The organism is Pseudomonas sp. R3-52-08, from assembly GCF_003851745.1.
GTDB lineage: Bacteria > Pseudomonadota > Gammaproteobacteria > Pseudomonadales > Pseudomonadaceae > Aquipseudomonas.
This window is the reverse complement of the sequence record NZ_CP027730.1, coordinates 4,813,541-4,838,810: the sequence shown is the minus strand read 5'-3', so window position 1 is coordinate 4,838,810 and position 25,270 is coordinate 4,813,541. Positions and strand designations below refer to the sequence as shown.

Annotated in this window: 17 protein-coding genes; 7 read left to right on the top strand and 10 right to left on the bottom strand. The window is 62.3% G+C overall.

Annotated features, from left to right (window positions below; all coding sequences use genetic code 11):
- The first annotated feature begins 63 nt into the window (after positions 1-63).
- Both purL and C4J91_RS22245 read left to right on the top strand, forming a co-directional pair.
- Positions 64-3,960: a phosphoribosylformylglycinamidine synthase gene (purL, locus tag C4J91_RS22250; protein ID WP_124364277.1), complete on the top strand. Its 3,897-nt coding sequence runs from the start codon at positions 64-66 to the stop codon at positions 3,958-3,960.
- Between the two features lie 4 nt (positions 3,961-3,964).
- Positions 3,965-4,276 carry an NGG1p interacting factor NIF3 gene (locus C4J91_RS22245; protein ID WP_124364276.1) on the top strand — a complete coding sequence of 104 codons (312 nt, stop codon included), beginning with the start codon at positions 3,965-3,967 and terminating at the stop codon, positions 4,274-4,276.
- A gap of 301 nt (positions 4,277-4,577) precedes the next feature.
- Here the strand turns inward: C4J91_RS22245 and C4J91_RS22235 are convergent, their stop codons facing one another.
- The 8 genes from C4J91_RS22235 to C4J91_RS22200 all read right to left on the bottom strand — a co-directional run bounded on the left by C4J91_RS22235 (position 4,578) and on the right by C4J91_RS22200 (position 18,903).
- Positions 4,578-10,295 (bottom strand): membrane-targeted effector domain-containing toxin, encoded by a 5,718-nt coding sequence (locus C4J91_RS22235; RefSeq protein ID WP_124364274.1) that lies wholly within the window; start codon positions 10,293-10,295, stop codon positions 4,578-4,580.
- A 96-nt stretch (positions 10,296-10,391) separates the two neighbouring features.
- On the bottom strand, positions 10,392-12,098 hold the full coding sequence (gene nagE / locus C4J91_RS22230) for an N-acetylglucosamine-specific PTS transporter subunit IIBC (RefSeq protein ID WP_124364273.1): 1,707 nt from the start codon (positions 12,096-12,098) through the stop codon (positions 10,392-10,394).
- Positions 12,099-12,124: 26 nt separating this feature from the next.
- The gene (gene ptsP / locus C4J91_RS22225) at positions 12,125-14,638 is read right to left on the bottom strand and encodes a phosphoenolpyruvate--protein phosphotransferase (RefSeq protein WP_124364272.1); all 2,514 of its coding nucleotides are present in this window, start codon (positions 14,636-14,638) and stop codon (positions 12,125-12,127) included.
- A 36-nt stretch (positions 14,639-14,674) separates the two neighbouring features.
- Positions 14,675-15,685: an SIS domain-containing protein gene (locus C4J91_RS22220; RefSeq protein ID WP_124365206.1), complete on the bottom strand. Its 1,011-nt coding sequence runs from the start codon at positions 15,683-15,685 to the stop codon at positions 14,675-14,677.
- Complete coding sequence (gene nagA / locus C4J91_RS22215) at positions 15,678-16,784, bottom strand: N-acetylglucosamine-6-phosphate deacetylase (RefSeq protein WP_124364271.1); 1,107 nt, start codon at positions 16,782-16,784, stop codon at positions 15,678-15,680. Before nagA ends, C4J91_RS22220 begins: the two co-directional genes overlap by 8 nt.
- Before the next feature lie 36 nt (positions 16,785-16,820).
- Positions 16,821-17,552, bottom strand: a complete 732-nt coding sequence (locus C4J91_RS22210; protein WP_124364270.1) for a GntR family transcriptional regulator — start codon at positions 17,550-17,552, stop codon at positions 16,821-16,823.
- 261 nt (positions 17,553-17,813) lie between these two features.
- The gene (locus C4J91_RS22205) at positions 17,814-18,317 is read right to left on the bottom strand and encodes a murein L,D-transpeptidase family protein (RefSeq protein WP_124364269.1); all 504 of its coding nucleotides are present in this window, start codon (positions 18,315-18,317) and stop codon (positions 17,814-17,816) included.
- A 37-nt stretch (positions 18,318-18,354) separates the two neighbouring features.
- Positions 18,355-18,903, bottom strand: coding sequence for an NUDIX hydrolase (locus C4J91_RS22200; RefSeq protein ID WP_124364268.1), 549 nt, complete (start codon positions 18,901-18,903; stop codon positions 18,355-18,357).
- 146 nt (positions 18,904-19,049) lie between these two features.
- Here C4J91_RS22200 and C4J91_RS22195 point away from each other — a divergent pair, with 146 nt between their 5' ends.
- The 5 genes from C4J91_RS22195 (at position 19,050) to purT (ending at position 22,241) form a co-directional block, all read left to right on the top strand.
- Positions 19,050-19,652 (top strand): CoA pyrophosphatase, encoded by a 603-nt coding sequence (locus tag C4J91_RS22195; protein ID WP_016971944.1) that lies wholly within the window; start codon positions 19,050-19,052, stop codon positions 19,650-19,652.
- 36 nt (positions 19,653-19,688) lie between these two features.
- Positions 19,689-20,213: a gamma carbonic anhydrase family protein gene (locus tag C4J91_RS22190; RefSeq protein WP_124364267.1), complete on the top strand. Its 525-nt coding sequence runs from the start codon at positions 19,689-19,691 to the stop codon at positions 20,211-20,213.
- Positions 20,210-20,413: a DUF1289 domain-containing protein gene (locus C4J91_RS22185; RefSeq protein WP_124364266.1), complete on the top strand. Its 204-nt coding sequence runs from the start codon at positions 20,210-20,212 to the stop codon at positions 20,411-20,413. The genes C4J91_RS22190 and C4J91_RS22185 overlap by 4 nt, the downstream gene beginning before the upstream one ends.
- A gap of 109 nt (positions 20,414-20,522) precedes the next feature.
- Positions 20,523-20,990, top strand: a complete 468-nt coding sequence (locus C4J91_RS22175; RefSeq protein ID WP_124364265.1) for a VUT family protein — start codon at positions 20,523-20,525, stop codon at positions 20,988-20,990.
- A 69-nt stretch (positions 20,991-21,059) separates the two neighbouring features.
- Entirely contained in the window at positions 21,060-22,241 is a 1,182-nt protein-coding gene (gene purT, locus C4J91_RS22170; RefSeq protein ID WP_124364264.1) for a formate-dependent phosphoribosylglycinamide formyltransferase, read from the top strand.
- A 117-nt stretch (positions 22,242-22,358) separates the two neighbouring features.
- On the opposite strand, the gene C4J91_RS22160 is transcribed toward purT, so the two are convergent.
- Together C4J91_RS22160 and C4J91_RS22155 are read right to left on the bottom strand one after the other, a co-directional pair.
- Entirely contained in the window at positions 22,359-23,669 is a 1,311-nt protein-coding gene (locus C4J91_RS22160; RefSeq protein ID WP_124364262.1) for an MFS transporter, read from the bottom strand.
- Between the two features lie 356 nt (positions 23,670-24,025).
- A complete protein-coding gene (locus C4J91_RS22155; RefSeq protein WP_124364261.1) occupies positions 24,026-25,264 on the bottom strand; it encodes a transporter associated domain-containing protein in 1,239 nt (412 codons plus the stop codon).
- Positions 25,265-25,270 lie beyond the last annotated feature (6 nt).

The window sequence follows — 25,270 nt, the reverse complement described above, 5'->3', positions numbered from 1 at the left end:
GGCGAAGGTTTACGCTAGAATGCACGGCCTCAAAGCACACCCCTTCCCGAGGCTGTCCCGAAGATGTTGATCCTGCGCGGCGCTCCTGCCCTTTCTGCCTTTCGCCACAGCAAACTCCTCAAGCAACTGAGCCAGAAGGTTCCAGCTGTTACAGGCCTGTATGCTGAATTTGCTCACTTCGCCGACGTAGCCGGCGTCTTGACCGCCGACGAACAGCAAGTGCTCGCACGCCTTCTGAAGTACGGCCCCAGCGTTCCCGTTCAAGAGCCGACCGGCCGCTTGTTCCTGGTTCTGCCACGGTTCGGTACCATCTCGCCCTGGTCGAGCAAGGCCAGCGACATCGCCCGTAACTGCGGCCTTTCGAGCATCCAGCGCCTGGAGCGTGGTATCGCGTTCTACGTTGCCGGCCAGTTCAGCGACGCCGAGGCCGAGCTGATCGCCAGCAGCCTGCACGACCGCATGACCCAGATCATCGTCAGCCAGCTGGAACAGGCTGCCGGCCTGTTCAGCCACGCCGAACCCAAGCCGCTGACCGCAATTGACGTGCTGGGCGGTGGCCGCGCCGCCCTCGAGAAGGCCAACACCGAATTGGGCCTGGCCCTGGCCGAAGACGAAATCGACTATCTGGTCAACGCTTTCATCGGCTTGAAGCGCAACCCGCACGACATCGAGCTGATGATGTTTGCGCAGGCCAACTCCGAGCATTGCCGTCACAAGATCTTCAACGCCAGTTGGGACATCGACGGCGAAAGCCAGGAAAAAAGCCTGTTCGGCATGATCAAGAACACCTACGTGATGCACAGCGAAGGGGTTCTGTCGGCTTATAAGGACAACGCCTCGGTGATCGTCGGCTCCGTCGCCGGCCGCTTCTTCCCGGACCCTGAAACCCGCCAGTACGGCGCGGTGCAGGAACCGGTGCACATCCTGATGAAGGTCGAGACCCACAACCACCCGACTGCGATTGCCCCGTTCCCCGGCGCAGCCACCGGTTCCGGCGGCGAAATCCGTGATGAAGGCGCGACCGGCCGTGGCGCCAAGCCCAAGGCGGGGCTCACCGGTTTCACCGTGTCCAACCTGCAGATTCCGGGCTTCGAACAGCCGTGGGAAGTGCCGTACGGCAAACCCGAGCGCATCGTCACCGCGCTGGACATCATGATCGAAGGCCCGCTCGGCGGCGCCGCGTTCAACAACGAATTCGGGCGCCCGGCATTGACCGGTTATTTCCGTACCTTCGAACAATCCATCACCACTCCGCGTGGCGATGAAGTGCGCGGTTACCACAAGCCGATCATGTTGGCCGGCGGCATGGGCAACATCCGTGAAGAACACGTTCAGAAAGGCGAGATCCTGGTCGGCTCCAAGCTGATCGTCCTCGGCGGCCCGGCGATGCTGATCGGCCTGGGCGGCGGCGCGGCTTCCTCCATGGCCACCGGCACCAGCTCGGCCGACCTCGACTTCGCCTCGGTACAGCGAGAAAACCCGGAGATGGAGCGGCGCTGCCAGGAAGTCATCGACCGTTGCTGGCAATTGGGTGACAAGAACCCGATCAGCTTCATCCACGACGTCGGTGCCGGTGGCTTGTCCAACGCGTTCCCGGAACTGGTCAACGATGGCGACCGCGGTGGCCGTTTCGAACTGCGCAACATTCCAAACGACGAGCCGGGCATGGCCCCGCACGAAATCTGGAGCAACGAATCCCAGGAACGTTACGTGCTGGCGGTCGGCCCTGAAGACTTTGCGCGCTTCCAGGCCATCTGCGAGCGCGAGCGCTGCCCGTTTGCCGTGGTCGGCGAAGCCACTGCCGAGCCGCAGCTGACCGTCACCGACAGCCACTTCGGCAATAGCCCGGTGGACATGCCGCTGGAAGTGCTGCTGGGCAAAGCCCCGCGCATGCACCGTTCGGCGGTACGTGAAGCCGAGCTGGGCGATGATTTCGACCCAAGCACCCTGGAACTGGTCGACAGCATCGAACGCGTGCTGCACCACCCGGCCGTGGCGAGCAAAAGCTTCCTGATCACCATCGGCGACCGCACCATCACCGGCCTGGTGGCCCGTGACCAAATGGTCGGCCCGTGGCAGGTACCGGTGGCCGACGTTGCCGTCACCGCCACCAGCTTCGACGTCTACACCGGTGAAGCCATGGCTATGGGCGAGCGTACGCCGCTGGCCTTGCTGGACGCGCCGGCGTCGGGCCGCATGGCCATCGGCGAAACCCTTACCAACATCGCGGCCTCGCGCATCGGCAAGCTGTCCGACATCAAGCTGTCGGCCAACTGGATGTCCGCAGCCGGCCACCCCGGCGAAGACGCGCGCCTGTACGACACCGTCAAGGCTGTCGGCATGGAGCTGTGCCCTGAGCTGGGGATCACCATTCCGGTGGGCAAGGACTCCATGTCCATGGCCACCCGCTGGAATGAAGACGGCACCGACAAGAGCGTCACCTCGCCGCTGTCGCTGATCGTTACCGGGTTCGCACCGGTCACCGATATTCGCCAGACCCTGACCCCGCAACTGCGCATGGACAAGGGCACCACCGACTTGATCCTGATCGACCTGGGCCGTGGCCAGAACCGCATGGGCGCCTCGATCCTGGCGCAGACCCACGGCAAGCTCGGCAAGCACGCGCCGGACGTCGACGACGCTGAGGACCTGAAAGCCTTCTTCGCCGTGATCCAGGGCCTCAATGCCGACGGCCACCTGCTGGCTTACCACGACCGTTCCGACGGCGGCTTGCTGACCAGCGTGGTCGAGATGGCCTTTGCCGGTCACTGCGGCCTGAACATCGTGCTCGACAGCGTTGCCGAGGACGCGGCGGAAATCAACGGCATCCTGTTCAACGAAGAGCTGGGTGCGGTGATCCAGGTGCGTCAGGACGCGACTCCAGACGTGCTGGCACAGTTCAGCGCCGCTGGCCTGGCTGAGTGCGTGGCGGTGATCGGTCAGCCGATCAACAACGGCGAAGTGAATATCTCGTTCAACGGTGACACGGTCTTTACCGGCCAGCGCCGCCTGCTGCAACGCCAGTGGTCCGAGACCAGCTACCAGATCCAGCGCCTGCGCGACAACGCCGACTGCGCCGAGCAGGAATTCGACGTGATCCTGGAAGAAGACAACCCGGGCCTGAGCACCATGCTCAGCTTCGACGTCAACCAGGACATCGCTGCGCCCTACATCAAGAAAGGCATTCGCCCACAGGTTGCCGTACTGCGTGAGCAGGGCGTCAACGGCCAGGTGGAAATGGCGGCGGCGTTCGACCGTGCCGGCTTCAATGCGATCGACGTGCACATGAGCGACATCCTCGCCGGTCGCGTTGACCTCAATGAGTTCAAAGGTCTGGTGGCCTGCGGTGGTTTCTCCTACGGCGACGTGCTGGGTGCCGGTGAAGGCTGGGCCAAGTCGGCCCTGTTCAACAGCCGTGCCCGCGATGCGTTCCAGGGCTTCTTCGAGCGCAACGACAGCTTCACCCTGGGTGTGTGCAACGGTTGCCAGATGATGTCCAACCTCAGCGAACTGATCCCGGGCAGCGAGTTCTGGCCGCACTTTGTGCGTAACCGTTCCGAGCAGTTCGAAGCCCGTGTCGCCATGGTGCAGGTGCAGGAGTCCAACTCGATCTTCCTGCAAGGCATGGCCGGTTCGCGCATGCCGATCGCCATCGCCCACGGTGAAGGCCATGCCGAGTTCGCCAGCGAAGAAGCCCTGCTCGAAGCCGACCTGTCCGGCACCGTGGCCCTGCGTTTCGTCGACAACCACGGCAAGGTCACCGAGAACTACCCGGCCAACCCGAACGGCTCGCCGCGCGGCATCACCGGCCTCACCAGCCGCGACGGCCGCGTGACCATCATGATGCCGCACCCGGAGCGCGTATTCCGCGCCGTGCAGAACTCGTGGCGCCCGGAAGAGTGGGATGAAGACGGTGCGTGGATGCGCATGTTCCGCAACGCCCGCGTTTGGGTGAACTAAGGCCATGTACAAGCTCGCCTTCTTCGTACCTGACAGCCACCTGGAGACGGTGAAAACCGCCGTCTTCACAGCCGGCGGCGGGCGCATCGGCGACTACGACAACTGCGCCTGGCAAGTGCTGGGGCAGGGCCAATTTCGCGCGTTGGACGGCAGCCAGCCGTTTATCGGGCAGGTGGGCCAAGTTGAAGTGGTGGAAGAATGGAAGGTTGAGCTGGTGGTGGCGGATGAGTGGATCGTGGCTGTTGTGGCTGCGCTCAAACTGAGTCACCCGTACGAAACGCCAGCGTATGAAGTGTGGCAGTTGGCGGATTTCTGATCTGTTGGCTGCATAAACAAGAAACCCGCTGGGCCCGTTTGGTCAGCGGGTTTTTTGTTGGCTGCGAGGGCCTCATCGGGAGCAAGCCCCCTCCCACATTCTGATCGGTGCCAGACATGGCAATGCGGTCATATGTGGGAGGGAGCTTGCCCCCGATGAGACCAAAACAGCCACTACCTCTCTAAACCCTGGCGCTGACGCCACCGCTTCCAGCTGGCGCACATTCGCTCGGCCACCCAGCGCATTCAGCCAGTTCTCGGCCTCCTGCACATTCACCGCCATGGCGCCCAGGGCTTTCAACTCAGTACGGCGCTGGGATCAGTTTCACCTGGTCACGAATGGCATCGATCAAGGCTGTCTGGTAGACAAAGCGCTGCTGCGCCATGTCCCAGCGATCAATGTAGAACATCCCCTGATCGTCCACCTGGATTGGGGTCGAGACGATTTCGCCGCTTCTGGATTTGTGCAGCAGGTTGGTTTCTGCCATCGACGGGTGCTCGACCAGAAAGTGCCCGGTAGCTTTCAGCCGTGTTCTGTCCAGCGGCACGAAGGCGGCCGGTTCATGCTTGCCGGGCACGCCGACGTTCAACGTAAAGTCACTGCGTAACGCCGTCCAGCGGGTTTCCAGGTTTGTCTCCCAACGGCCGGGGCGGATGTTGCTTGACAGGCTGGGCGCGACATCGCGGATATGCAGGCTTACAGCACCTTGCAGTTGGGCCAGGCCAGGCACTTGCTGGAAGGTGTTGGTGTGGCCGCTGCCGATGAACGCCACCCATTTGTGCGGACCATTTGCCGCCTGGTCAGCGTTGATGACGCGTGAGGCAAAGTAATTGAACATCTCGTTGCGGGCGTCGGAACCCGCGCCTTTTACGTGGTAGCTGGCGCTGCAGTCGAGCGCACGCACCCGAATGCCGTATTTATTGGCGGCCTGGATGACCTGTGAATAGGTATTGGGCCCGCTGTAGAGCGGCATGTGACCGACGTCCTGAGATCTTAGATAGCTTTGCAGGTTGCGCGGCATGTGCGCTGTTCGAAAGAACGTATCCAGGTCTGCCTGGTGCAGGTCGGTGAGCAGGTGCTCAACGTAGAGAGTTTTGACCTCCAGTGCCTTGAGTTTTTTCATGTGTTTTATAAGGAACGCCTTGCTGGACTGTGCCTCGTGGGCTTCACCAATGACCAGTCCGGGCAGCGTGCTCTTGTTGAGCGTTTCAAGGAAAGGCTCGGCCTGTGTTTTCGTACCCAGCGCGGAAAGATCCGGGCGGGCCGGTAGTTCATGGCTGCTCAGAAATTGTTTGGCATCCTTGTGCAGGCGTTCCCGGATGCTCTTGAAGGCAAAGAACGCCTCGCGCTGGCTTGGGCTTGGCACATAGTGTGTATCCAGGCCATAGGGCTGTTGCGACTGGGTGCGGATGCTGTCACGCAGGGAGGGGGCGATATCGTATTCGCTGTAATGCCCAACGGCGGGGAGTGCCGCCGCAGCGGATGGGCCTGGCTGCTCGACAGCCTTGTAGGGAGTTTGCAGAGTCAGGCGGTAATCGCCTTTGGCGAGGGCATCACCGGCGATGTTTCCCGGACTGTCGACCCAGATGCCCACGGGCTGGTCGAGGCCCACATCTTCAACCCGCATAGCTACCGCCTTGTGCAGGTCGGCGAGCCCTGGCTTCTGATTGAAGGTGGTCATGCGCGCAGGATCGACCAAGGCAATCCAGCGCTCGTCCGGCAGGTCCTCGATATCGGCTTCCAGGACTTTGTGCGAGTAGAAGTTTCTCAGGGCGCTGTCTCGCGGTGTGGTGGGTGGGGTATCCCCCAGGCTCAGCATATCGTCCAGCTGGTAGGAGGTTGAGGCGTCCAGCGCCCGTACCTTCAAGCCTTTTTTCTGCGCCTCGTGAACCAGGCCCACGTAAGAGAACCTGGCGTCTTCGGCGAAGCCCAAGGCTTTGTCGATGGCTTTCAAGTGCTGTTTGATATTCCTCCAAGAGCCTCCACGGTTGAGCTTTTTCAGTTTTTCGCGGAAGACATCGTTGGGCAGGTACTCCACATACAAGCGTCTGAAGCCTTTTTTAATCAGGGCGTCCATGTTTTCGATCAACAGCTGTTTGCTGGCGATGGAACCCGGGACGGCGCCAATGACCAGATTGGGGTTGGCAGTGAACAGGGCGCTGTCGGTCAGCGCGGACACATCAGTCGTCACTTCGACGGCTGGAACCTCCACGCGAGGAGCTCCGAGCGGACGAGCGTTGAAGAAATCCTGTGCATCGTTGGTCAAGTGGTTCACTTGCTGTTGGTAAACCGTATGGGCTTTTTTCAGGTCCATGGCGGCGAGGTCCCGCATGAGCCCCGGATCATCCAACCAATCATCGGCAGCCGTGAGCATCTCCCTCGAGTTGGGGTTCACAACCGCCTGCATCTTGCCCTGGTACTTGGCCGGTATCTCATAGTTTTTCAGCCTGTCGGGAGACTCCGCGACTTTTTCATACTTCGGTGCACCACCTGTCACGCCGGTGCGTTTCCATACGCCTTGGGCATCGGGTGCGGCCAGGCGAGTGGTCGACACCAGTTTGCCGGTGGCCGGGTCCAGGCGATACAGCAAGTAGCGACCAATCGGATCAGGAGTCTTGGGGGCCCAGAGCAGCTCTCCGTTAAACCAGGCGGACTGCATACCGGCAGGAGCGAGCGGGGCGGGTTCGAGCGGGCTGATCAGTTTTAACGACGGTGTGTTTGCGTTTGCAAGGCGTTTGGGAGCCTGGCTCAGGCGTTTCACTGAATCCAGTGCCGGTCGCAGGTCGGTGAATACCGCGCCGGCACTGTTGAATAGATAACCCATGAGATGTTCCAGCGCTTTGGCGTTATCACCTTGATGATAAGCGTGTAGTGCCAGCATGCCATCCTTGAACGCCAGCAACAGGCCGGCACTCAGGCTCAGGATGGGGAATGGCGCGGTGGCGATGGCCGTAACCCATTCCACGCAGGTCCATAAGATGTCGGTGATCATGTGTGTGCGGTTGACGGTGGTGGCTGCCACATCGTCGATGATGCGTTGCAGCTTCATGTTGTACAGGTCTTTGCGTAGATCGAGCAGCGGCGCCTGTGCGTGAGTCGAGTCATACCGTGCGGGGCTGACAGTGGTTCTGTCCAGATGCTCGGGCAGTTGCTCCTTGGCCTTTTCCAGAAAGGCCTGGACCCTGATCCTGGATTGGGTGGGGACGCGCGCGATGAGGTACTGGATCATCCCCGGCGTTTTTATCAGCAGGTAGTTGAACAACTTGGCTTCGCGCCAGCGGATACCGTCCGGTGCATTGGGGGTATAGAGCAGCGTGGGATTGTCGCCATGGCTGAACAGGTAGGTGCCTATCACCCAATCGCCGTCGATCATCAGGCGGTGAATGGCATAGTCGAGACGGGTTTGCGCCGATGTACTGCCCATCGTTGCGATGCTGCGTTCCAGCCAGGGCAAGTCGACGCTGGCGATATGGCCCTGCAATTGACATTCAAGGGCTGCGTTCTGCATTTGCGTTTGGGCCAGGACCAGCGTGGCATTGCGCCGCAGGTCATAGTCCGGGCTGCCAGCGTTCAATAGCCTGGCCTTGATCTCGTTGGTATAGCGTTGACCGATCCAGACACCCGTGACCGAACGCGCGACATTTTCCGCCGTCAGCAGGCTGAGGTCCACCTTGTCCGGACCTTTGAAGCGTGCGGAGCGAGAAAATTTCTCGTCGAGGAAGCCGATGCCATCCGCATACCCATCGCGGTAGAGCTGGGTGTAGGAGATAGGCGCGGGTGTGGACGTGCCTTTCAACGAAGGCGGCGAGTAGGCCCACACAGTGTCAGGGTCGACCGCGTTGCGAGGGTGACCGAGCAGTGTGTTCAGACGTATCGTGGCCTGTTCATGCAAATAGTCGGTAAAGGTTGGGACGCTCGCTTCGGACAGCGGAAAGTCGTTATAGGTACGCAGCCCACCTTCGGCGTCCTCCGCCAGTTTCAGCAGTTTACGACGAGTGTCGGCAGGCGCGGAGCGATACCAGCCTGGCGTACTGAACTCGTAGTCATCGACACGGGTGGCCAGTACATGGGCCGCCATGTCCTTGAGGCAATCGGCGTGACTGCGACTCGGACTGAAGGTGACTTCCTCGTGCTCAAGGTCCTGAGGCTTGAAGCTCAAGCCTCTGAGTACCTGCGTCATCGTGTTGCGAAAACGCAGGGCAACGCGGTTGATCAGGTAATCGGTCAGGGTGCCGGGGGGCGTTTTGATGCCGTTGTCCAGAGCCCAGCCGAGGATATGGCTCTGGCAGGCCGCATCACTGTTGAATGCCTGGAATTGTTGCTCACGCGCACCTTCTGGCGTGCATAGCAGCACACGTATGACCACATCCTCGGCGTTGCGCTGACGCAGCACCCACAGGTCCTGCAACTGGGCTTCATGCAGTGACACGGTCGAGGCGCTCAGGCCGGTACCGGTGCCTTGGCGCAGGCTTTGGATCAGGCTGTAGTCGTTCTCGCTGAGGTGACCTTGCAACAGCGCCGCATAGGCCAATGCGTTGATTCTGAGATCAAGCATCGCTTCGATGGCTCGGCTGACTTCAGGCTTGGAATGCATCTGTTTTTGCAGGTCGCCAAAGTCGATACGTGGTTGCAGCGTACCCAACTGTTCCAGCAGCCAGGCGGGCGTCAGGTGGTTGTACTCCTGCTCCAGCGCTGCGCCGTTGTAGGTCAGCGTGGTCTTTTTCAGGAAGTCGGAGTCGACGTTCTCATCGCCGATATGCGGGCCGCGCAGGGCCAATTCGACCAGGCTTCGGTCGTGCTCATATTCGCCGATGGGGTCGAGCACACGGCGAGTGTTGACCTCTATCCGCTGCGGGTCGAGGTCGTGGATTTCCAGGTCGTCGCTCAAGCGTTCCAGCCATTGGTAACGAGCCAGGGCGTGGGGCGTGGTGACCGGCCCCAGCAAGTCCAGCAGGTGCTGTCGGGCTTCGTTATAGCGGCGCAAATGGTCGGCCAGCGTCGTCCGGCGCGCCTCGTTGGCGCTGCGGTACCAGTCCGGCGCGCTGTGGCGCAGCCATCTGTCCAAAAGCACCTGGGCACGCCATTCAAAGCGGGCAGTAAGGTCGGGCAGGGCATCGGTAATGGCACGGTCCAGCGCGTCCATCAGCAGGCCCGCGTCGTTGTGAGGATTGTTGACCAGGCTCAAGGCCCGGTCGATGTCCTCGCCTCGTTTGGTGATCAGGGCGTTGTAGGTATGTTCGAACAGCGGCGCGTCGTCGATGGGGGCCAGGGTCAGTGGCCAGATCGCCTCTGGGGTGATGGCGTGGTAACGCACCGCAAGCAGGCTCAAAACTTCATGGCGTTCACCGGCGTTATCCAGGCGTGATCGCAACCGGGTATTCAAGTCGGTCAATGAGTCGAAGGTTTCGATGCCGCGTGACGGTGTGAACAACAGCACCCTGCCCACTGCCGCGTTGGCCGTCATTTCGCTCACCACGGGGCTGGATTTTTCGGTGAGGACAAAGGCCCCGGCCAGTTCGACGGTTTGGTCCTGGTATTCCATGGTCAGTGCGTACTGGCCGGGACGTTGCGTCGGGCCCAATGGGAGGCGATCGAGCATTGCTCGCTCTTGCGGGTGCAGCAGGCGGTCCATCTCTCCCAGGGCGGCCTCGTGGGTCAGGGCCGTGTAACCCGCTTCATACGTCATGAAGGATTTTTGGCTCTTGCCATCGATTTGCTCACGAAGATCAAGCGCCTGCAACCGGGTGTTCAGTGTGGTCTTGAGAACGCTCAGCAGCGTCTGCCCTTCAGGGCTGGCCAGGTTGCTGCGGGCCAGTGCCTGGTAAAGCGCACGGCCTTTGCGCAGGTACTGTTCGCGGTGCTGGTTCAACTGAACATTCAAGCGCTCCAGATAAGCCAACTCGGTGGATGCTTTCTGGTCCGGCAGCAACGGTGTATCGACCTTGAGCAGGTGATGGCCGATCAGGTTGAGCGAGCCTTTGATTTCATCAAAGGACGGGGGGGGAGTGGAAGTGCTCACGGGTACGGGCTCCATGCCGAGGGTAAGAACCCTCAGCATGGAGAACCGTGGTTGGGAGCAGGCCGTAAATAAGTAGCGGGATCAGGCGATGAAGCGTTAAGCGCCCGCGCCGATCTGCCGAGCACCGACCAACCGCTCCAACGCATCACCCAATCCCGGCGCCTTGTCACCAATTAACAGGTGCCAAACGCCGCTGTCCAGCCGACTGACGCCCTGGCAACCCAGTGCAGTGAGATCAGCCTCTGACAACACCGAATCATCCCCCAACTCCACCCGCAATCGCGTCATTGCCACGGTTTCCAACTGCCGCACATTCTCTCGGCCACCCAAGGCGCTCAGCCACTTTTCGGCTTCCTGCACATCCACCGCCACCGGCTTATCCACAGGCGCAACCGTCACCGACGCACTGGCAACAAAAGACGGCATCGCCAACCGAATCTCATCGGCAATGCTATCCGCCATCGGGCCGACCACTACCTGCAAACTCCCACCATTGCCCGGCCGCACCACGGCCATGGCGCCCAGCGCTTTGAGTTCGGCATCCATCGCCTTGTTGCGGTCGAGCATGTCCAGGCGCAGCCGCGTGGTGCAGGCGCCGACGCTGAGCAGGTTGTCCGCACCTCCCAATGCGCGGATGTAAGCCGTGGCGCGTTGGTTATCGCTCATCGTTTCAGCCGGTGCCACCTGGATATCTTCACGGCCCGGTGTCTTCAGGTTGAAGCGGCGGATGCAGTAACTGAACACCGTGTAGTAGATCGCCGCATACGCCAGCCCCACCGGCACCACCAGCCAGCCGTTGGTGGATTTACCCCAGCCGAGCACCATGTCGATAAACCCACCGGAGAAGGTGAAGCCCAGGTGGATGTTCAGCATATTGGTGATGGCCATCGACAGGCCAGTGAGCACGGCGTGGATCAGATACAGGAACGGCGCCAGGAACATAAAGGCAAATTCAATCGGCTCGGTCACCCCGGTCAAAAACGAGGTCAGCGCCATCGACAGGAAGATCCCGCCCATCACCTTGCGGCGCTCCGGCAGGGCGTTGCGGTACATCGCCAGGCACGCGGCGGGCAAGCCGAACAGCATCACCGGGAACATGCCGGTCATGAACTGGCCGCCCTTCGGATCGCCGGCAAAATATCGAGTCAGATCGCCCGTCACCACCGCGCCCGTCACCGGGTCGGTAAAGCTGCCGAACACGAACCACGCCATGTTGTTGAGGATGTGGTGCAGGCCGGTGACGATCAACAGGCGGTTGAACACGCCAAACACGAACGCGCCGAGGCTGCCGCTTTCCATCAGCAACACGCCGAAGCTGTTGATGCCGTGCTGGATCGGCGGCCAGATCAGGCCAAAAATCACGCCCAGTCCCACCGCCGAAAAGCCTGTGACAATCGGCACGAATCGCCGCCCGCCGAAGAACGCCAGGTACTCCGGCAGCTTGATGTCCTTGAAGCGGTTATACAGCCCACCGGCCATCAGGCCACTGGCGATACCGGCGAGCATGCCCATGTTGATGGAGGTGTCCATCACCTTGAGCGTGGAGATCATCACCAGATAGCCAATCGCCCCTGCCAGGCCGGCCGTGCCGTTATTGTCGCGGGCAAAGCCGACGGCGATGCCGATGGCGAAGATCAATGCCAGATTGGCGAAGATGGCCTGCCCGGCGTCGTGCATCACTGCGATGTTGAGCAAGTCGGTGTCGCCCAGGCGCAGCAAGAGACCGGCGATCGGCAGGATCGCAATCGGCAGCATCAGTGCGCGGCCCAGGCGTTGCAGGCCTTCGATGAAATGTTGATACATGGCGTGTCTCCCTATTCTTGTTGTTTTCAGCTCAGCGGCCAGTGGTGTTGACAGGCATGGCGAACGGCCTTGGCGCTGCTCAGGTCGAGCAGCTCACGGCTCAGTTGCCGGCAGTGCGCCGAGTCCAGGTGGCGGACGCGGTCCTTGATTTCGCCGATCTGCGGTGGGCTCACCGACAGCTCGCTGACGCCCAGGCCGATCAGCACCGGCGTAGCCAGTGGGTCAGAGGCGAGGGCGCCGCATACGCCGACCCAGCGCCCATGTTTCGCCGCACCGGCGCAGGTCTGGGCGATCAGCCGCAGCAAGGCCGGGTGCAGCGCATCAACGCGGGCGGCGAGGCCCGCGTGGTCGCGGTCCATGGCCAGGGTGTACTGGGACAGGTCATTGGTGCCGATGGACAAGAAGTCCGCATGCTCGGCCAATTGCTCGGCCATCAGCGCAGCGGCGGGCACTTCGATCATCACCCCCAGTTCGGGGCGCTGGGTCAGTGCCAGCTCTTCGCACAATTGATCCAGGCGCTGGCGGATCTGCAGCAGCTCATCCACTTCGCTGACCATCGGCAGCAGGATGCGGCAGCGCTGCAGCGGGCTGACTTGCAGCAGCGCGCGCAGTTGCAGGTCGAGCAGTTCCGGGCGTACCTGGGCCAGGCGAATGCCGCGCAGGCCCAGCACCGGGTTGGCTTCGACAGGCAGCGGCAGGTAATCGAGTTGCTTGTCGCCGCCCACGTCGATGGTGCGGATGATCACCGACTTGTCGCCCATGGCATCCAGCACGGCTTGATAGGCCTGGCGCTGCTCCTGTTCATCCGGCGCGGTGCGGCGGTCGACGAAGAGGAATTCGGTGCGCAGCAGGCCGACGCCATCGGCGCCGTTTTCAAACGCCAGCCGGGCTTCGGCGCTGGAGGCGACGTTGGCGGCGATTTCAATGCTCACGCCATCGAGGGTGCGCGCGGGCAATCGGGCCTGAGCCTGTTGCTGCTGGCGGCGGACTTTCTGCGCGTCACGAATCTGGTGGACTTCAGCATGGCGAGCATCGCTGGGCGCCAGTTCCAGGCGGCCATTGGCGGCGTCCAGCACCACGCGCTGGCCCTGAGGCACCTCAAGCAGCTCAGCACCCAGCGCCACCACGCAAGGCAAGCCTTTGCCCCGCGCCAGAATCGCGACGTGGGACGTGGCGCCGCCCTCGGCCATGCAGATCCCCACGGCGTGCTGTTCGCTCAGTTGCAGCAAGTCCGAGGGGGTGAGTTCATGGGCGCTGACAATCGCTCCAGCGGGCAATTCGAAGTGCCAGGCTTCACCCAGTAGCGCGCGCAATACGCGTTGTTGCAGGTCGCGCAGGTCGTTGGCGCGTTCGGCAAACAAGGGCTTGCCCAGTGCCAGCAATACCGCGCACTGGGCCTGGATCGCATCGCGCCAGGCATGGGTGGCGGCGCTGCCCTGGGCAATGGCGTCGGCAGCGGCTTGCAGCAATGCCGGGTCTTCCAGCAGCGCGAGGTGCGCGGCGAAGATCTCTTCTTCGTCGACGTTCTTGCGTTGGCGGGCGTGATCCAGGGTGCTGCGGATTTCGCCGCGCACCTGCTCCAGTGCCGTGTCGAAACGCTGCTTTTGTTCGTCGGCCGAATGGTTACCGGTGTCTTCCGGCAGCTCAATGCCGGTCAGGCGAAACAGCGGGCCGCACACCAGGCCGGGGGCTGCGCACACGCCTTGCAACACATCGGCTTCCACACTAGCGCGACGTGGTACGGCCGCCACTGCAGGAGCGTGGTGATCTTCGCGGATCGCCACGGACAACGCCGCGATCAACCCTTGCAGCGCCGCTTCGGCATCGTTGCCACGGCAGGTCACGCGTACTTCGTCACCTTCGCCAATGCCCAATCCCATCAAGCCAATCAGGCTGTCGCACGACGCCGACTTGTCAGCGAAGTGCAGGTGCGCCTGGCTGCTGAAACCCTGGGCGGTCTTGCGGATCAGCGCAGCAGGGCGCGCATGCAAACCGCCACGATGGGTGATGCGCACGCTGGCGCTGGCTTCGGCGCTGGAGTTATCCACAGCCGCTTGAGCGGGGGCGCTCGAGCGCAGCGTCACCTGCATCAATGGCTCCCCGACCTTGACCGTGCTGAGCGGGCAGGGCGTCAGTTCGAAGCGGTCGCTGTTGGTCAGGATGATCAAGCTCACCAGGCTCTTGCACTGGCGCGCAATGCGGTCCAGATCAAATTGCACCAGCGCCTGGCCCTGGCTCACCCGCGCGCCTTCCTTTACCAGCAAGGCAAAACCTTCACCATTGAGTTCCACGGTGTCGATGCCGACATGCATCAGCACTTCGGCACCGTTGTCGGCGCGCAGGGTCAGCGCATGTCCGGTGCGGGCGACGTGGATAATCACCCCGTCACACGGCGCGTGCAGGCAGTCATTCAACGGATCGATGGCAATACCGTCGCCCATGGCGCCGCTGGCGAACACTTCGTCGGGGACACTGCCCAGGGCCAGCACCGGCCCACTCAAGGGGGCGCTAAGGGTCAGTCGGTTATTGTTGTTGGACATGGGCACGGTACTCATCAGGAAAACACGGCAATCGACTTAGTGAGTGCGAGTGACTTTGCTCAGGTGACGGGGCTGGTCGGGGTTCATGCCCCGGGCCTGGGCCAGGCCTGCCGCCATCACGTAGAAACTCTGGATGGCCAGGATCGGGTCCAGGCTCGGGTGTTCGGCGCGGCTCAGGGTCAGGTCGCGTTCGGCGACATCGTCCGGCGCCGCCAGCAACACACGGGCGCCGCGCTGGCGCATATCGGCGGCCAGGGTCAGCAGGCCGGCCTGCTCGGCGCCGCGTGGGGCGAACACCAGCAAGGGGTAGTCTGCGTCGATCAAGGCCATCGGCCCGTGGCGCACTTCGGCGCTGCTGAAGGCTTCGGCCTGGATCGCCGAGGTTTCCTTGAGCTTGAGCGCGGCTTCCTGGGCGACGGCAAAACCGGCGCCACGGCCGATCACCATCAAGCGCTGGCTGCCTTTGAGCGCCTCGATGGCCGCGCGCCAATCCTGTTTGGCCGCGTCACGCAGGCCGTCGGGCAGCGCCTTGCAGGCTTGCAGCAGGTCGGCTTCCTGGTTCCAGTGGCCGACCAGCATCGCGCTGGCGCTGAGCGTGGCGATAAAGCTCTTGGTGGCGGCCACGCTGAGTTCCGGCCCGGCACACAGCGGCACATGGAACTCACAGGCGGCTTGCAGCGGCGAGTCTTCGGCGTTGACCATCGAGATGCTCAAGGCTCCACGTTTGCGCAGCAGGCGCAGGCTGTTGACCAGGTCCGGGCTTTGCCCCGATTGCGAGAAACCAAATGCCACCTGGCCGCTGACTTTCATCGGCGCCTGCAACAAGGTCACCACCGACATCGGCAGCGACGCCACCGGAATGCCCACATGCTGCATGGCCAGGTAGGCGAAGTAGCTGGCGGCATGGTCCGAACTGCCACGCGCAACGGTCATCGCCACTTGCGGCGGCTGGCGGCGCAGGCGACCGGCGACGTCTTCGAGTATCGGCTCCAAGCGTTGCAGTTGCGCCGCGACGGCGTCACAGGAGGCCAGCGCCTCTTCAAGCATTTTTGAAGTCAATGGCTTCTCCTTCGACCATTACGTCGGTGAGTGTCAGGGAGCGGTCCAGGCGCACGCAGTCGGCAAAGCTGCCGGGTTGCAGGCGACCGCGTTCTTCCAGGCCCAGGTAGTCCGCAGGAAATTGCGACAGGCGTTGTGAGGCTTCGCTGATTGGCAGGCCGATCTTCACCAGGTTGCGCAGCGCCTGGTCCATGGTCAGGGTGCTGCCGGCCAGGGTGCCGTCCGCCAGGCGTACGCCGCCCAGGCACTTGGTCACGGTGTGGCTGCCCAGCTTGTATTCGCCATCGGGCATGCCGGCGGCGGCGGTGGAGTCGGTGACGCAATACAGGCAGGGGATCGAGCGCAGCGCCACGCGCATGGCGCCGGGGTGTACGTGCAGCAGGTCGGGAATCAACTCGGCGTAGGTGGCGTGGGCCAGTGCGGCGCCGACGATGCCCGGCTCGCGGTGATGCAGCGGGCTCATGGCGTTGTACAAATGGGTAAAGCTGGTGGCGCCGGCGGCGAGGGCGGCGACGCCTTCTTCATAGCTGCCCAGGGTGTGGCCGATCTGCATGCGCACGCCGCGTTGGCTGAGGGCGCGGATCAGGCTGTCGTGGCCGGCGATTTCCGGCGCAATGGTGATCACGCGGATCGGCGCCAGGCGCAGGTAGGCTTCGACTTCGGCCATCAAGGCGGTGTGGGCGAAGTTGGGTTGGGCGCCAAGTTTTCCCGGATTGATGTAGGGGCCTTCCAGGTGTACCCCGAGCACGCGAGCGCTGCCGGTAGGACGCTGCGCGCAGAAGGTGCCGAGCTGGCCGAGCACGCGGGAGATTTCGTCGACCGGCGCGGTCATGGTCGTGGCCAGCAGCGAGGTGGTACCAAATCGCACATGGGTGCGGGTGATGGTCTCGAAGGCCTCGACGCCTTCCATGATGTCTTTGCCGCCGCCGCCGTGCACATGCAGGTCGATAAAGCCGGGCAGCAGATAGGGCAGGTCGTTGTCGGCCGGATTGCAAGGCGTGCCTTCGATGGCGACGACCTTGCCGTGCTCGTGCACCAGGCGGCCGCAGATCCAGCCGCTGGGCGTAAGGATGTTGTCTTCGGACATGGGCAGTTCTCTAAAGCCGCGACGCGGCGGCAAGTCTTACCTACGCAGCTCTGCGACAAAGTCGTAGTAGTCGTTGCGGCAATAGGTGTCGGTGATTTCTATGGGGGTGTTATCCAGCGTGTAGCCGACCCGGGTCATCAGCAGCATGGCGGTGCCGGGGGCGATGCCCACCAGCTTGGCGAATTCATCCGATGCGTTGATCGCCTGTACATGCTGCAGGGCACGGACGATGGGCTTGCCGATACTGTCGAAGTATTCGTACAGCGAGCTGCCCAAAGCCTGCGGCTGTGGCAGCACCGAAGCGGGGACAGCGGTCATTTCAATGGCCATGACTGTGTCGTCGGCTTTGCGCAGGCGCTTGAGGCGCGCCACTTTGTCATTGGTCGACAGGCACAGGCGGATCAGTTCTTCATGGGTCGGCGGGGTGATGTCGCGTTCAAGCCATTGGGAGCCGGGCACAAAGCCCTTGAGGCGCAGCATCTCGCTGAACCCCGACAGGCGCGACAGCGGCTGTTCCAGGCGTGGCGTGATAAAGGTGCCGGAGCCCTGACTGCGGCGGATCAGGCCCTGCTCAAACAGCACTTCCAGCGCTTTACGGGCGGTGACCCGAGAAATGCTCAACTGCTCGCTGAGCGCGCGTTCCGACGGCAGGGCTTGCTCGGAGGTCCACTGGCCGGCATGGATCGCCGCTTCGAGCTTGCGCGCCAATTGCAGGTACAGCGGCGTGGATTGTTTGTCGTCAGGGCGCAAGGCCAGAATGGGATTCATCTGTCAGGTTTCCGATGCGGTTATTGGAGTGTTGTCGCCCGGTATGGGTCGGAAATTAATACCACTTAAATACCATGTCAATGCAGCCACAACGGTGCATTCAATGGATTAAGGCACCGCAACGGTGCCTGGTATCAAGTGGTATTAGAAAGGTCTTTATGCCGCGCGCAACGGCGCAGCCCGCACGGTGAATTGGTATTCACCGGCAGGTGCTGCTCGGGGCAGGAAATATTTTCGAATTATTTTACGAGTGGTCGCAGATCAGGGCCGAATCTCGATCAGGGTGCCGTCCTTGACCAGGCTCCAGACCTCACGCATATCCACATTGCGCATGCCGATGCAGCCGTCGGTCCAGTCCAGGGTGTGGAACCACTGTTCCGGGTAATCCTCGGTGTCCGGGGTGCCGTGGATCATGATCATGCTGCCCGGTTTGACCCCTTCGCGGCGGGCGCGGGCGGCGTCGCTGATGTTGGGGTAGGAGATGTGCATGGCCAGGTTGAAGCGCTCGCTGGTCTTGCGCCAGTCGATCCAGTAGAGGCCTTCGGGCGTGCGGCGGTCGCCCTCGAACAGCTTGTGGCCTTTAGGGTTTTTACCCAGGGAAATGCGATAGGTCTTGAGGGGCTTGCCGTCGTTGATCAGCTGCAACTGGTGAGCGGATTTGAGCACCAGGACTTTTTCGACGGGTTTGCCGCCGAGTGTTTCCACCGTGGAGGCCGAGGACAGGGTAGCGAACGACAGGCAGAGAAGAGCAAGCAACCAACGCATTGAAACGGTTTCCCTTTGGCGATGAGTGGCCGGCTTGTTATTGGGCGGGCATGGACAGGGGGGGCACCGACTCGCTGCGCACCGGGAACAGCTGTTGCCGACGGTCAGCGAAGAAGCATTCTAAGGTACGCCCGACCGTGCGGAAAGCCAGCTCGGACCAAGGGATATCGGCTTCAGCGAACAGCTTCACTTCCAGGCTTTCCTGGCCTGCGGCGAAGTCCAGGTCGACCAGCTCGGCGCGATAGAAAATATGCACCTGGCTGATGTGCGGCACGTCGATCAGCGTATAGAGGCTCAGGTTGCGCACCCGTGCGCAGGCTTCTTCCAGCGTCTCGCGCATGGCCGCCTGGGCCACGGTTTCACCGTTTTCCATAAAGCCTGCGGGCAGGGTCCAGTAACCCAGGCGCGGCTCGATGGCGCGACGGCACAGCAGCACTTTGTCGCCCCATACCGGCAGGGTACCGGCGACGATATTGGGATTCTGGTAATGAATGGTCGCGCAGTGATCGCAGACATAGCGCAGGCGTGCGTCGCCTTCGGGGATGCGTTGGATAACCGGTTTACCGCACTGGCTGCAGAAGTTCATGCTGGGGTTCCTGGAGAGTGGGCCTATCTTGGCTTGGCAGGCAGAGCGCTGCAAGTTGTCGTTTAGCGACATGCCGCTGGTTTTGGGCTTGGGCGCCCGCCCGCTTTGGTGCATGATGCAAGGTAGCCAACAGACCGAGATGACTCATGCTGGACGAGCTACTTCGCCGGGTAAGCAATCACACTCCCCACACCCTGGAGACTGACGGGCGTTTCCCCGAGGCCGCGGTGCTGGTACCGATTACCCGCAGTGACGAACCCGAGCTGATCCTGACCCTGCGCGCCAGCGGCCTGTCGACCCACGGTGGCGAAGTGGCCTTTCCCGGCGGGCGCCGCGACCCCGAAGACCCGGACCTGATCTTTACCGCCCTGCGCGAAGCCGAAGAAGAAATCGGCCTGCCGCCGGGGCTGGTCGAAGTCATCGGGCCATTGAGCCCATTGATCTCCCTGCACGGCATCCGCGTAACGCCGTACGTGGGCGTCATCCCCGACTACGTCGAATACCTGGCCAACGACGCCGAGATCGCAGCGGTCTTCAGCGTGCCCCTGGATTTTTTCCGCCAGGACCCGCGCGAGCACACCCACCGCATCGATTACCAAGGCCGCAGTTGGTATGTGCCGAGCTATCGGTTCGGCGAATACAAAATCTGGGGCCTGACGGCAATCATGATCGTCGAGCTGATCAACCTGCTCTATGACGATGCCAAGATCAGCCTGCACCAGCCACCCAAGAGCTTCATCAATATCTAAGCCGTCGTTTGAATGGCAAAGCCGTGAGGGAAAACCATGAAATACCGCCTGGGCGATGCCTGCGTCGAGCCCCATCCACAGAGCTGGGTGGCGCCCAATGCCACACTGGTGGGCAAGGTCAGGCTGGAGGAGGGCGCCAGCGTGTGGTTCAACGCGGTATTGCGTGGCGACAACGAACTGATCCTGATCGGCAAGAACAGCAACGTGCAGGACGGCAGCGTGATGCACACCGACATGGGCTACCCACTGACCCTCGGCACCGGCGTGACCATCGGCCATAACGCCATGCTGCACGGCTGCATGGTGGGCGACTACAGCCTGATCGGCATCAACGCGGTGATCCTCAACGGCGCAAAGATCGGCAAACACTGCATCATCGGCGCCAATTCGCTGATCGGCGAAGGCAAGGAAATTCCCGATGGCTCGCTGGTGATGGGCTCGCCGGGCAAGGTGGTGCGTGAGCTGACCGAGGCGCAGAAGCGCATGCTTGAAGCCAGTGCCGCGCACTATGTGCATAACGCGCAGCGGTATGCGCGTGACTTGGTTGAGCAGGCAGAATGAGTTCGGTTGAACGCCCGGTCGCCTCGCCGTGCGTGAGCATTTGCGCGCTGGATGATGACGATATTTGCATCGGTTGCCAGCGCAACGTGGATGAGATTACGCGGTGGAGCCGCATGGACAATGCCGAACGCCGGGCGGTGCTGGGGTTGTGCCATGAGCGGGCGGTGGCGAGTGGTGTGGTGTGGATGATGCCTCTGTAGGAGCGAGCTTGCTCGCGAAAAACGCAAGAACACCGCGTATAGTCAGGCTTCCCGCGTAATCGTTGACGTTTTTCGCGAGCAAGCTCGCTCCTACAGGTTCTATCGCCTCATGCTCTTCCTGGTCGCCTACATCAGCAGCGTCGTGCTGATCAACTTCGCCTTTTCCACCGCGCCGCACCTGGACGTCATCTGGTCCGCCTGGGGCGGCCTGGTGTTTATCCTGCGTGACATGGTGCAAACCCGCTTCGGCCACGGCGCGATCATCGCCATGCTGGCGGCGCTGGTGCTGTCGTATATCACCTCCGACCCGTCCATCGCCCTGGCCAGCGCCACGGCCTTTGCGGTGTCCGAGTGCATCGACTGGCTGGTGTTCAGCATCACCCGGCGCCCGCTGCACGACCGCCTGTGGATAAGTTCGGCGCTGAGCATTCCCCTTGATACGTTTATCTTCTTCGGCTTGATCGGTGCGCTGACGCCGGCCGTGGCGGGCACGGCGCTGGTGTCGAAATTCGCCGGTGTCACCGTGGTGTGGCTGATCATGGCCTGGCGCATCCGCCGGCGCGCCGTCGCTGACTGAGGCCAAGGTGTGCAGTTCATGTAAAATGCCGGCCTTTCTCCCCCTGATCCGCTCCCCTGAGGACCTGAGATGACCCGAATCGGAACTCCATTGTCGCCAACCGCGACCCGCGTTTTGCTGTGTGGCTGCGGTGAGCTGGGCAAGGAAGTGGTAATCGAACTGCAACGCCTGGGCGTTGAAGTGATTGCCGTGGATCGCTACGCCAATGCGCCGGCCATGCAGGTTGCGCACCGTAGCCATGTGATCAACATGCTCGATGGCGCCGCATTGCGCGCCGTGATCGAGGCGGAGAAGCCGCACTTTATCGTGCCGGAAATCGAAGCCATCGCCACCGCTACCCTGGTCGAGCTGGAAGCCGAAGGCTTCACCGTGATCCCGACCGCGCGTGCCACATCGCTGACCATGAACCGCGAAGGCATCCGTCGCCTGGCCGCCGAAGAGCTGGACCTGCCGACCTCGCCGTACCACTTCGCCGACACCTTCGAGGACTACAGCAAGGCCGTGCAAGACCTGGGCTTTCCCTGCGTGGTCAAGCCGGTGATGAGTTCCTCGGGCAAGGGCCAGAGCCTGCTGCGCAGCGCGGACGATGTACAGAAAGCCTGGGATTACGCCCAGGAAGGCGGGCGGGCCGGCAAGGGCCGAGTGATCATCGAAGGCTTTATCGACTTCGACTACGAAATCACCCTGCTGACCGTGCGCCACATCGGTGGCACCACTTTCTGTGCGCCCGTCGGCCACCGGCAAGAGAAGGGCGACTACCAGGAATCCTGGCAGCCCCAAGCCATGAGCCCGATTGCCCTGGCCGAATCCGAGCGGGTTGCCAAAGCGGTGACCGAAGCCCTGGGTGGCCGTGGTTTGTTTGGCGTTGAGCTGTTCATCAAGGGTGATCAGGTGTGGTTCAGCGAAGTGTCGCCGCGCCCACATGACACCGGCCTTGTGACCCTGATTTCTCAGGACCTGTCGCAATTTGCGCTGCACGCTCGCGCCATCCTGGGCCTGCCGATCCCGTTGATCCGTCAGTTCGGGCCTTCGGCGTCGGCGGTGATCCTGGTGGAAGGGCAGTCGAAGCAGACGGCGTTCGCCAGCCTGGGCGCGGCCTTGAGCGAGCCGGATACGGCGTTGCGTCTGTTTGGCAAGCCTGAGGTGAATGGTCAGCGCCGCATGGGCGTGGCGTTGGCGCGGGATGAGTCGATTGAAGCGGCTCGGGCCAAGGCGACCCGGGCTTCCAAGGCGGTTGTAGTAGAGCTGTAACCTCAGCTTGATCGTTCCCACGCTCCGCGTGGGAATGCCTCTTGTGACGCTCTGCGTCATGCTTTGGGACGCAGAGCGTCCTGGGCTGCATTCCCACGCAGAGCGTGGGAATGATCATCAGGCGACGCGATTCAAATCATTATCCCGCGTCTCTTTCAGGCACAGCACCGCAATCAGACTGAGCAACGCTGCCGCCGACACATACCCACCGACATAACTCAGCCCGCCCATCGCCACCAGCTTGGTCGCAAAGAACGGTGCGGCCGACGCCCCCACGATCCCACCCAGGTTATACGCCGCCGACGCGCCGGTATAACGCACCCGGGTCGGGAACAGTTCCGGCAGCAGCGCGCCCATCGGCGCGAAAGTCACGCCCATCAGGAACAGCTCCAGCGCCAGGAACAGCGCCACGGCCCAGGTTGAGCCGTGGGTCAGCAGCGGCTCCATGGTAAAGCCCGACAGGATTGCCAGGACCGCGCCGACAATCAGCACCGGCTTGCGCCCATAGCGGTCGCTGGCCAGCGCTGCCAGCGGCGTCGCCAGGCCCATGAACAGCACTGCGAAGCACAACAGGCCGAGGAAGGTTTCACGGCTGTAGCCGAGGGTCGACACCCCGTAGCTCAGGGAAAACGCCGTGGTGATATAGAACAGCGCGTAGCACACCACCATCGACGCAGCGCCCAGCAGCACCGGCAGCCAATGTTGGCTGAACAGTTCCACCAGCGGCACTTTCACTGGTTTTTCCTTGGCCACGGCATTGGCGAACACCGGCGTCTCGTGCAGCTTGAGCCGCGCGTACAGGCCCACCATCACCAGCGCTGCGCTGAGGATGAACGGAATGCGCCAGCCCCAGCTGCGGAACTGCTCGTCGTTGAGGCTCATGGCCAGGATCAGGAACAAGCCGTTGGCCGCCAGAAACCCGATCGACGGGCCCAGTTGCGGGAACATGCCGAACCAGGCGCGCTTGCCCTTGGGGGCGTTCTCGGTGGCCAGCAATGCCGCACCGCCCCATTCGCCACCCAGGCCCAGGCCTTGGCCGAAGCGCAATACACACAACAGAATCGGTGCCCAGGCGCCAATGCTGTCGTAGCCCGGCAGCAAGCCGATCAGGGTGGTGCACACGCCCATCAGCAGCAGGGAGGCCACCAACGTCGACTTGCGGCCGATACGGTCGCCAAAGTGACCGAACAGCGCCGAACCCAGTGGGCGCGCTATGAACGCGATACCGAATGTCAGGAACGACGCGAGCATCTGCGCGGTGCCGGACGTCTGCGGGAAGAACACCGGGCCGATGACCAGTGCCGCAGCCGTGGCGTAGATATAGAAGTCGTAGAACTCAATGGCGGTGCCGACGATGCTCGCGGTGGCCACGCGGGCCGTCGAGTTGGTCGGGGCGGCGGTTGCGGCCTCGTTATACGTGGTGCTCATGGCAGTATCCCGGATTGGTCATTGCGCGTTTGGACGCGGATTATTATTGGTCGAACACCCATGGATCAGGGTTGTACGCGGGGTGGCTCGGGATGGGAGCAAACACCGCTCGGACAGGGTAAAGCGCTGCCTGGACGCGCTGAGTGCGGGTAGCACGCGGTCGGGCGGGGGCTTGGGTAAGCCGCAGGGATTATAGGAAGGGGTTTGAACATACAACAAGGGGGCTGACACGCTGAAAATCTAAATGTGGGAGGGGGCTTGCCCCCGATGCAGTGTGTCAGTCAGCTCATCTATAACTGATCCACCGCTATCGGGGGCAAGCCCCCTCCCACATTGGATTTTTGTGTGTCAGGAGGTTATGCGGCGACGGGCATATGGCTGGTATGCCAGATCAGCACCTTGCTTACCCGGTTGTCCTCGGTCTCGAGGATTTCCAGGCGGTAGCGGCCAATTTTCAGGCACACCGCGCAGTCCGGAATGGTCTCCAGCGCTTCGGTCACCAGGCCGTTGAGGGTCTTGGGGCCGTCGCTGGGCAGGTGCCAGCCCAGGCTTTTGTTCAGTTCGCGGATCGAGGCAGCGCCGTCGATGATGTAGCGGCCATCGGGTTGGGCTTCGACATGGGGGTTATCCACCGCCTGGTCGCTTTCGAATTCGCCGACGATTTCTTCGAGTATATCTTCCAGGGTCACGATGCCCAGCACTTCGCCGTACTCGTCCACCACCATGCCCAGGCGCCGCTGCTGCTTGTGGAAATTCAGCAGTTGCAGCTGCAGAGGCGTGCTCTCCGGCACGAAGTAGGGTTCGTGACAGGCGGCCAGCAGTGCTGCCTTGGTCAGGCTGGCATCGGGCAGCAGATGCTGGACCTGCCGGGTGTTGAGCACCGCTTCGACCTGGTTGATATCGCTGTGGAACACCGGCAGCCGCGTGCGCTGGGAGGTGCGTAGTTGCTCGATGATGTCTTCGATCGGGTCATCCAGGTTGATGCCGTCCACTTCGCTGCGTGGCACCAGGATGTCGTTAACGGTGATGTTGTCCAGGGCATGGATGCCCGGCATGCTGGGCATGCGCTCTTGGTCGACGTCGTGCTGCGGCTCGTCGTCGTGGTCGGACGAAGGTTCGTCGCTCTTTTTCACTATGCCCGGCTTGCGCGCGAACGGGCGCAGCAACAGCAGGCTGATGCCATTGAGCAGCCAGGCAGCGGGATAGAGGATTTTCAGCGGCACGCCCAGCAGGGCGTTACCGAAGCCCAGTATGGCCTGTGGATAACGGGTAGCCAGGGCGCGGGGCAGGTAGTCGGCGAGGATCAGCAGCAACGCGCACGAGATCAACCAGCCGAGCCACGGCCCGTTCTGGGCCCAGGCATAGATCGCCAGCAGCGTGCAGAGAATCACGACGGCTGCACGACACAGGCTGTTGCACAGGATCAGGCTGTGGCGCGGGAAGCTCAGGCGCGCGGCGGCCTTGTCGCCCTGGCGTGTGCCGGGGCGCAGGGCCAGCAGGTGTTGTTGCGCGGCTTCGATGGCGGTAAACAGTGCCGCCCATAAAATCAGCAGGGCAATTACGGCGAGCATCGGCCCAAGGGGCAAGTTGTCCATGATCGC

Excerpts from the sequence above, each read along its gene's own strand:
- purL (WP_124364277.1), top strand. The coding sequence starts at position 64 with ATGTTGATCCTGCGCGGCGCTCCTGCCCTTTCTGCCTTTCGCCACAGC.
- C4J91_RS22245 (WP_124364276.1), top strand. The coding sequence starts at position 3,965 with ATGTACAAGCTCGCCTTCTTCGTACCTGACAGCCACCTGGAGACGGTG.
- nagE (WP_124364273.1), bottom strand. The coding sequence starts at position 12,098 with ATGTATCAACATTTCATCGAAGGCCTGCAACGCCTGGGCCGCGCACTG.
- ptsP (WP_124364272.1), bottom strand. The coding sequence starts at position 14,638 with ATGTCCAACAACAATAACCGACTGACCCTTAGCGCCCCCTTGAGTGGG.
- C4J91_RS22220 (WP_124365206.1), bottom strand. The coding sequence starts at position 15,685 with ATGCTTGAAGAGGCGCTGGCCTCCTGTGACGCCGTCGCGGCGCAACTG.
- nagA (WP_124364271.1), bottom strand. The coding sequence starts at position 16,784 with ATGTCCGAAGACAACATCCTTACGCCCAGCGGCTGGATCTGCGGCCGC.
- C4J91_RS22210 (WP_124364270.1), bottom strand. The coding sequence starts at position 17,552 with ATGAATCCCATTCTGGCCTTGCGCCCTGACGACAAACAATCCACGCCG.
- C4J91_RS22205 (WP_124364269.1), bottom strand. The coding sequence starts at position 18,317 with ATGCGTTGGTTGCTTGCTCTTCTCTGCCTGTCGTTCGCTACCCTGTCC.
- C4J91_RS22200 (WP_124364268.1), bottom strand. The coding sequence starts at position 18,903 with ATGAACTTCTGCAGCCAGTGCGGTAAACCGGTTATCCAACGCATCCCC.
- C4J91_RS22195 (WP_016971944.1), top strand. The coding sequence starts at position 19,050 with ATGCTGGACGAGCTACTTCGCCGGGTAAGCAATCACACTCCCCACACC.
- C4J91_RS22190 (WP_124364267.1), top strand. The coding sequence starts at position 19,689 with ATGAAATACCGCCTGGGCGATGCCTGCGTCGAGCCCCATCCACAGAGC.
- C4J91_RS22185 (WP_124364266.1), top strand. The coding sequence starts at position 20,210 with ATGAGTTCGGTTGAACGCCCGGTCGCCTCGCCGTGCGTGAGCATTTGC.
- C4J91_RS22175 (WP_124364265.1), top strand. The coding sequence starts at position 20,523 with ATGCTCTTCCTGGTCGCCTACATCAGCAGCGTCGTGCTGATCAACTTC.
- purT (WP_124364264.1), top strand. The coding sequence starts at position 21,060 with ATGACCCGAATCGGAACTCCATTGTCGCCAACCGCGACCCGCGTTTTG.
- C4J91_RS22160 (WP_124364262.1), bottom strand. The coding sequence starts at position 23,669 with ATGAGCACCACGTATAACGAGGCCGCAACCGCCGCCCCGACCAACTCG.
- C4J91_RS22155 (WP_124364261.1), bottom strand. The coding sequence starts at position 25,264 with ATGGACAACTTGCCCCTTGGGCCGATGCTCGCCGTAATTGCCCTGCTG.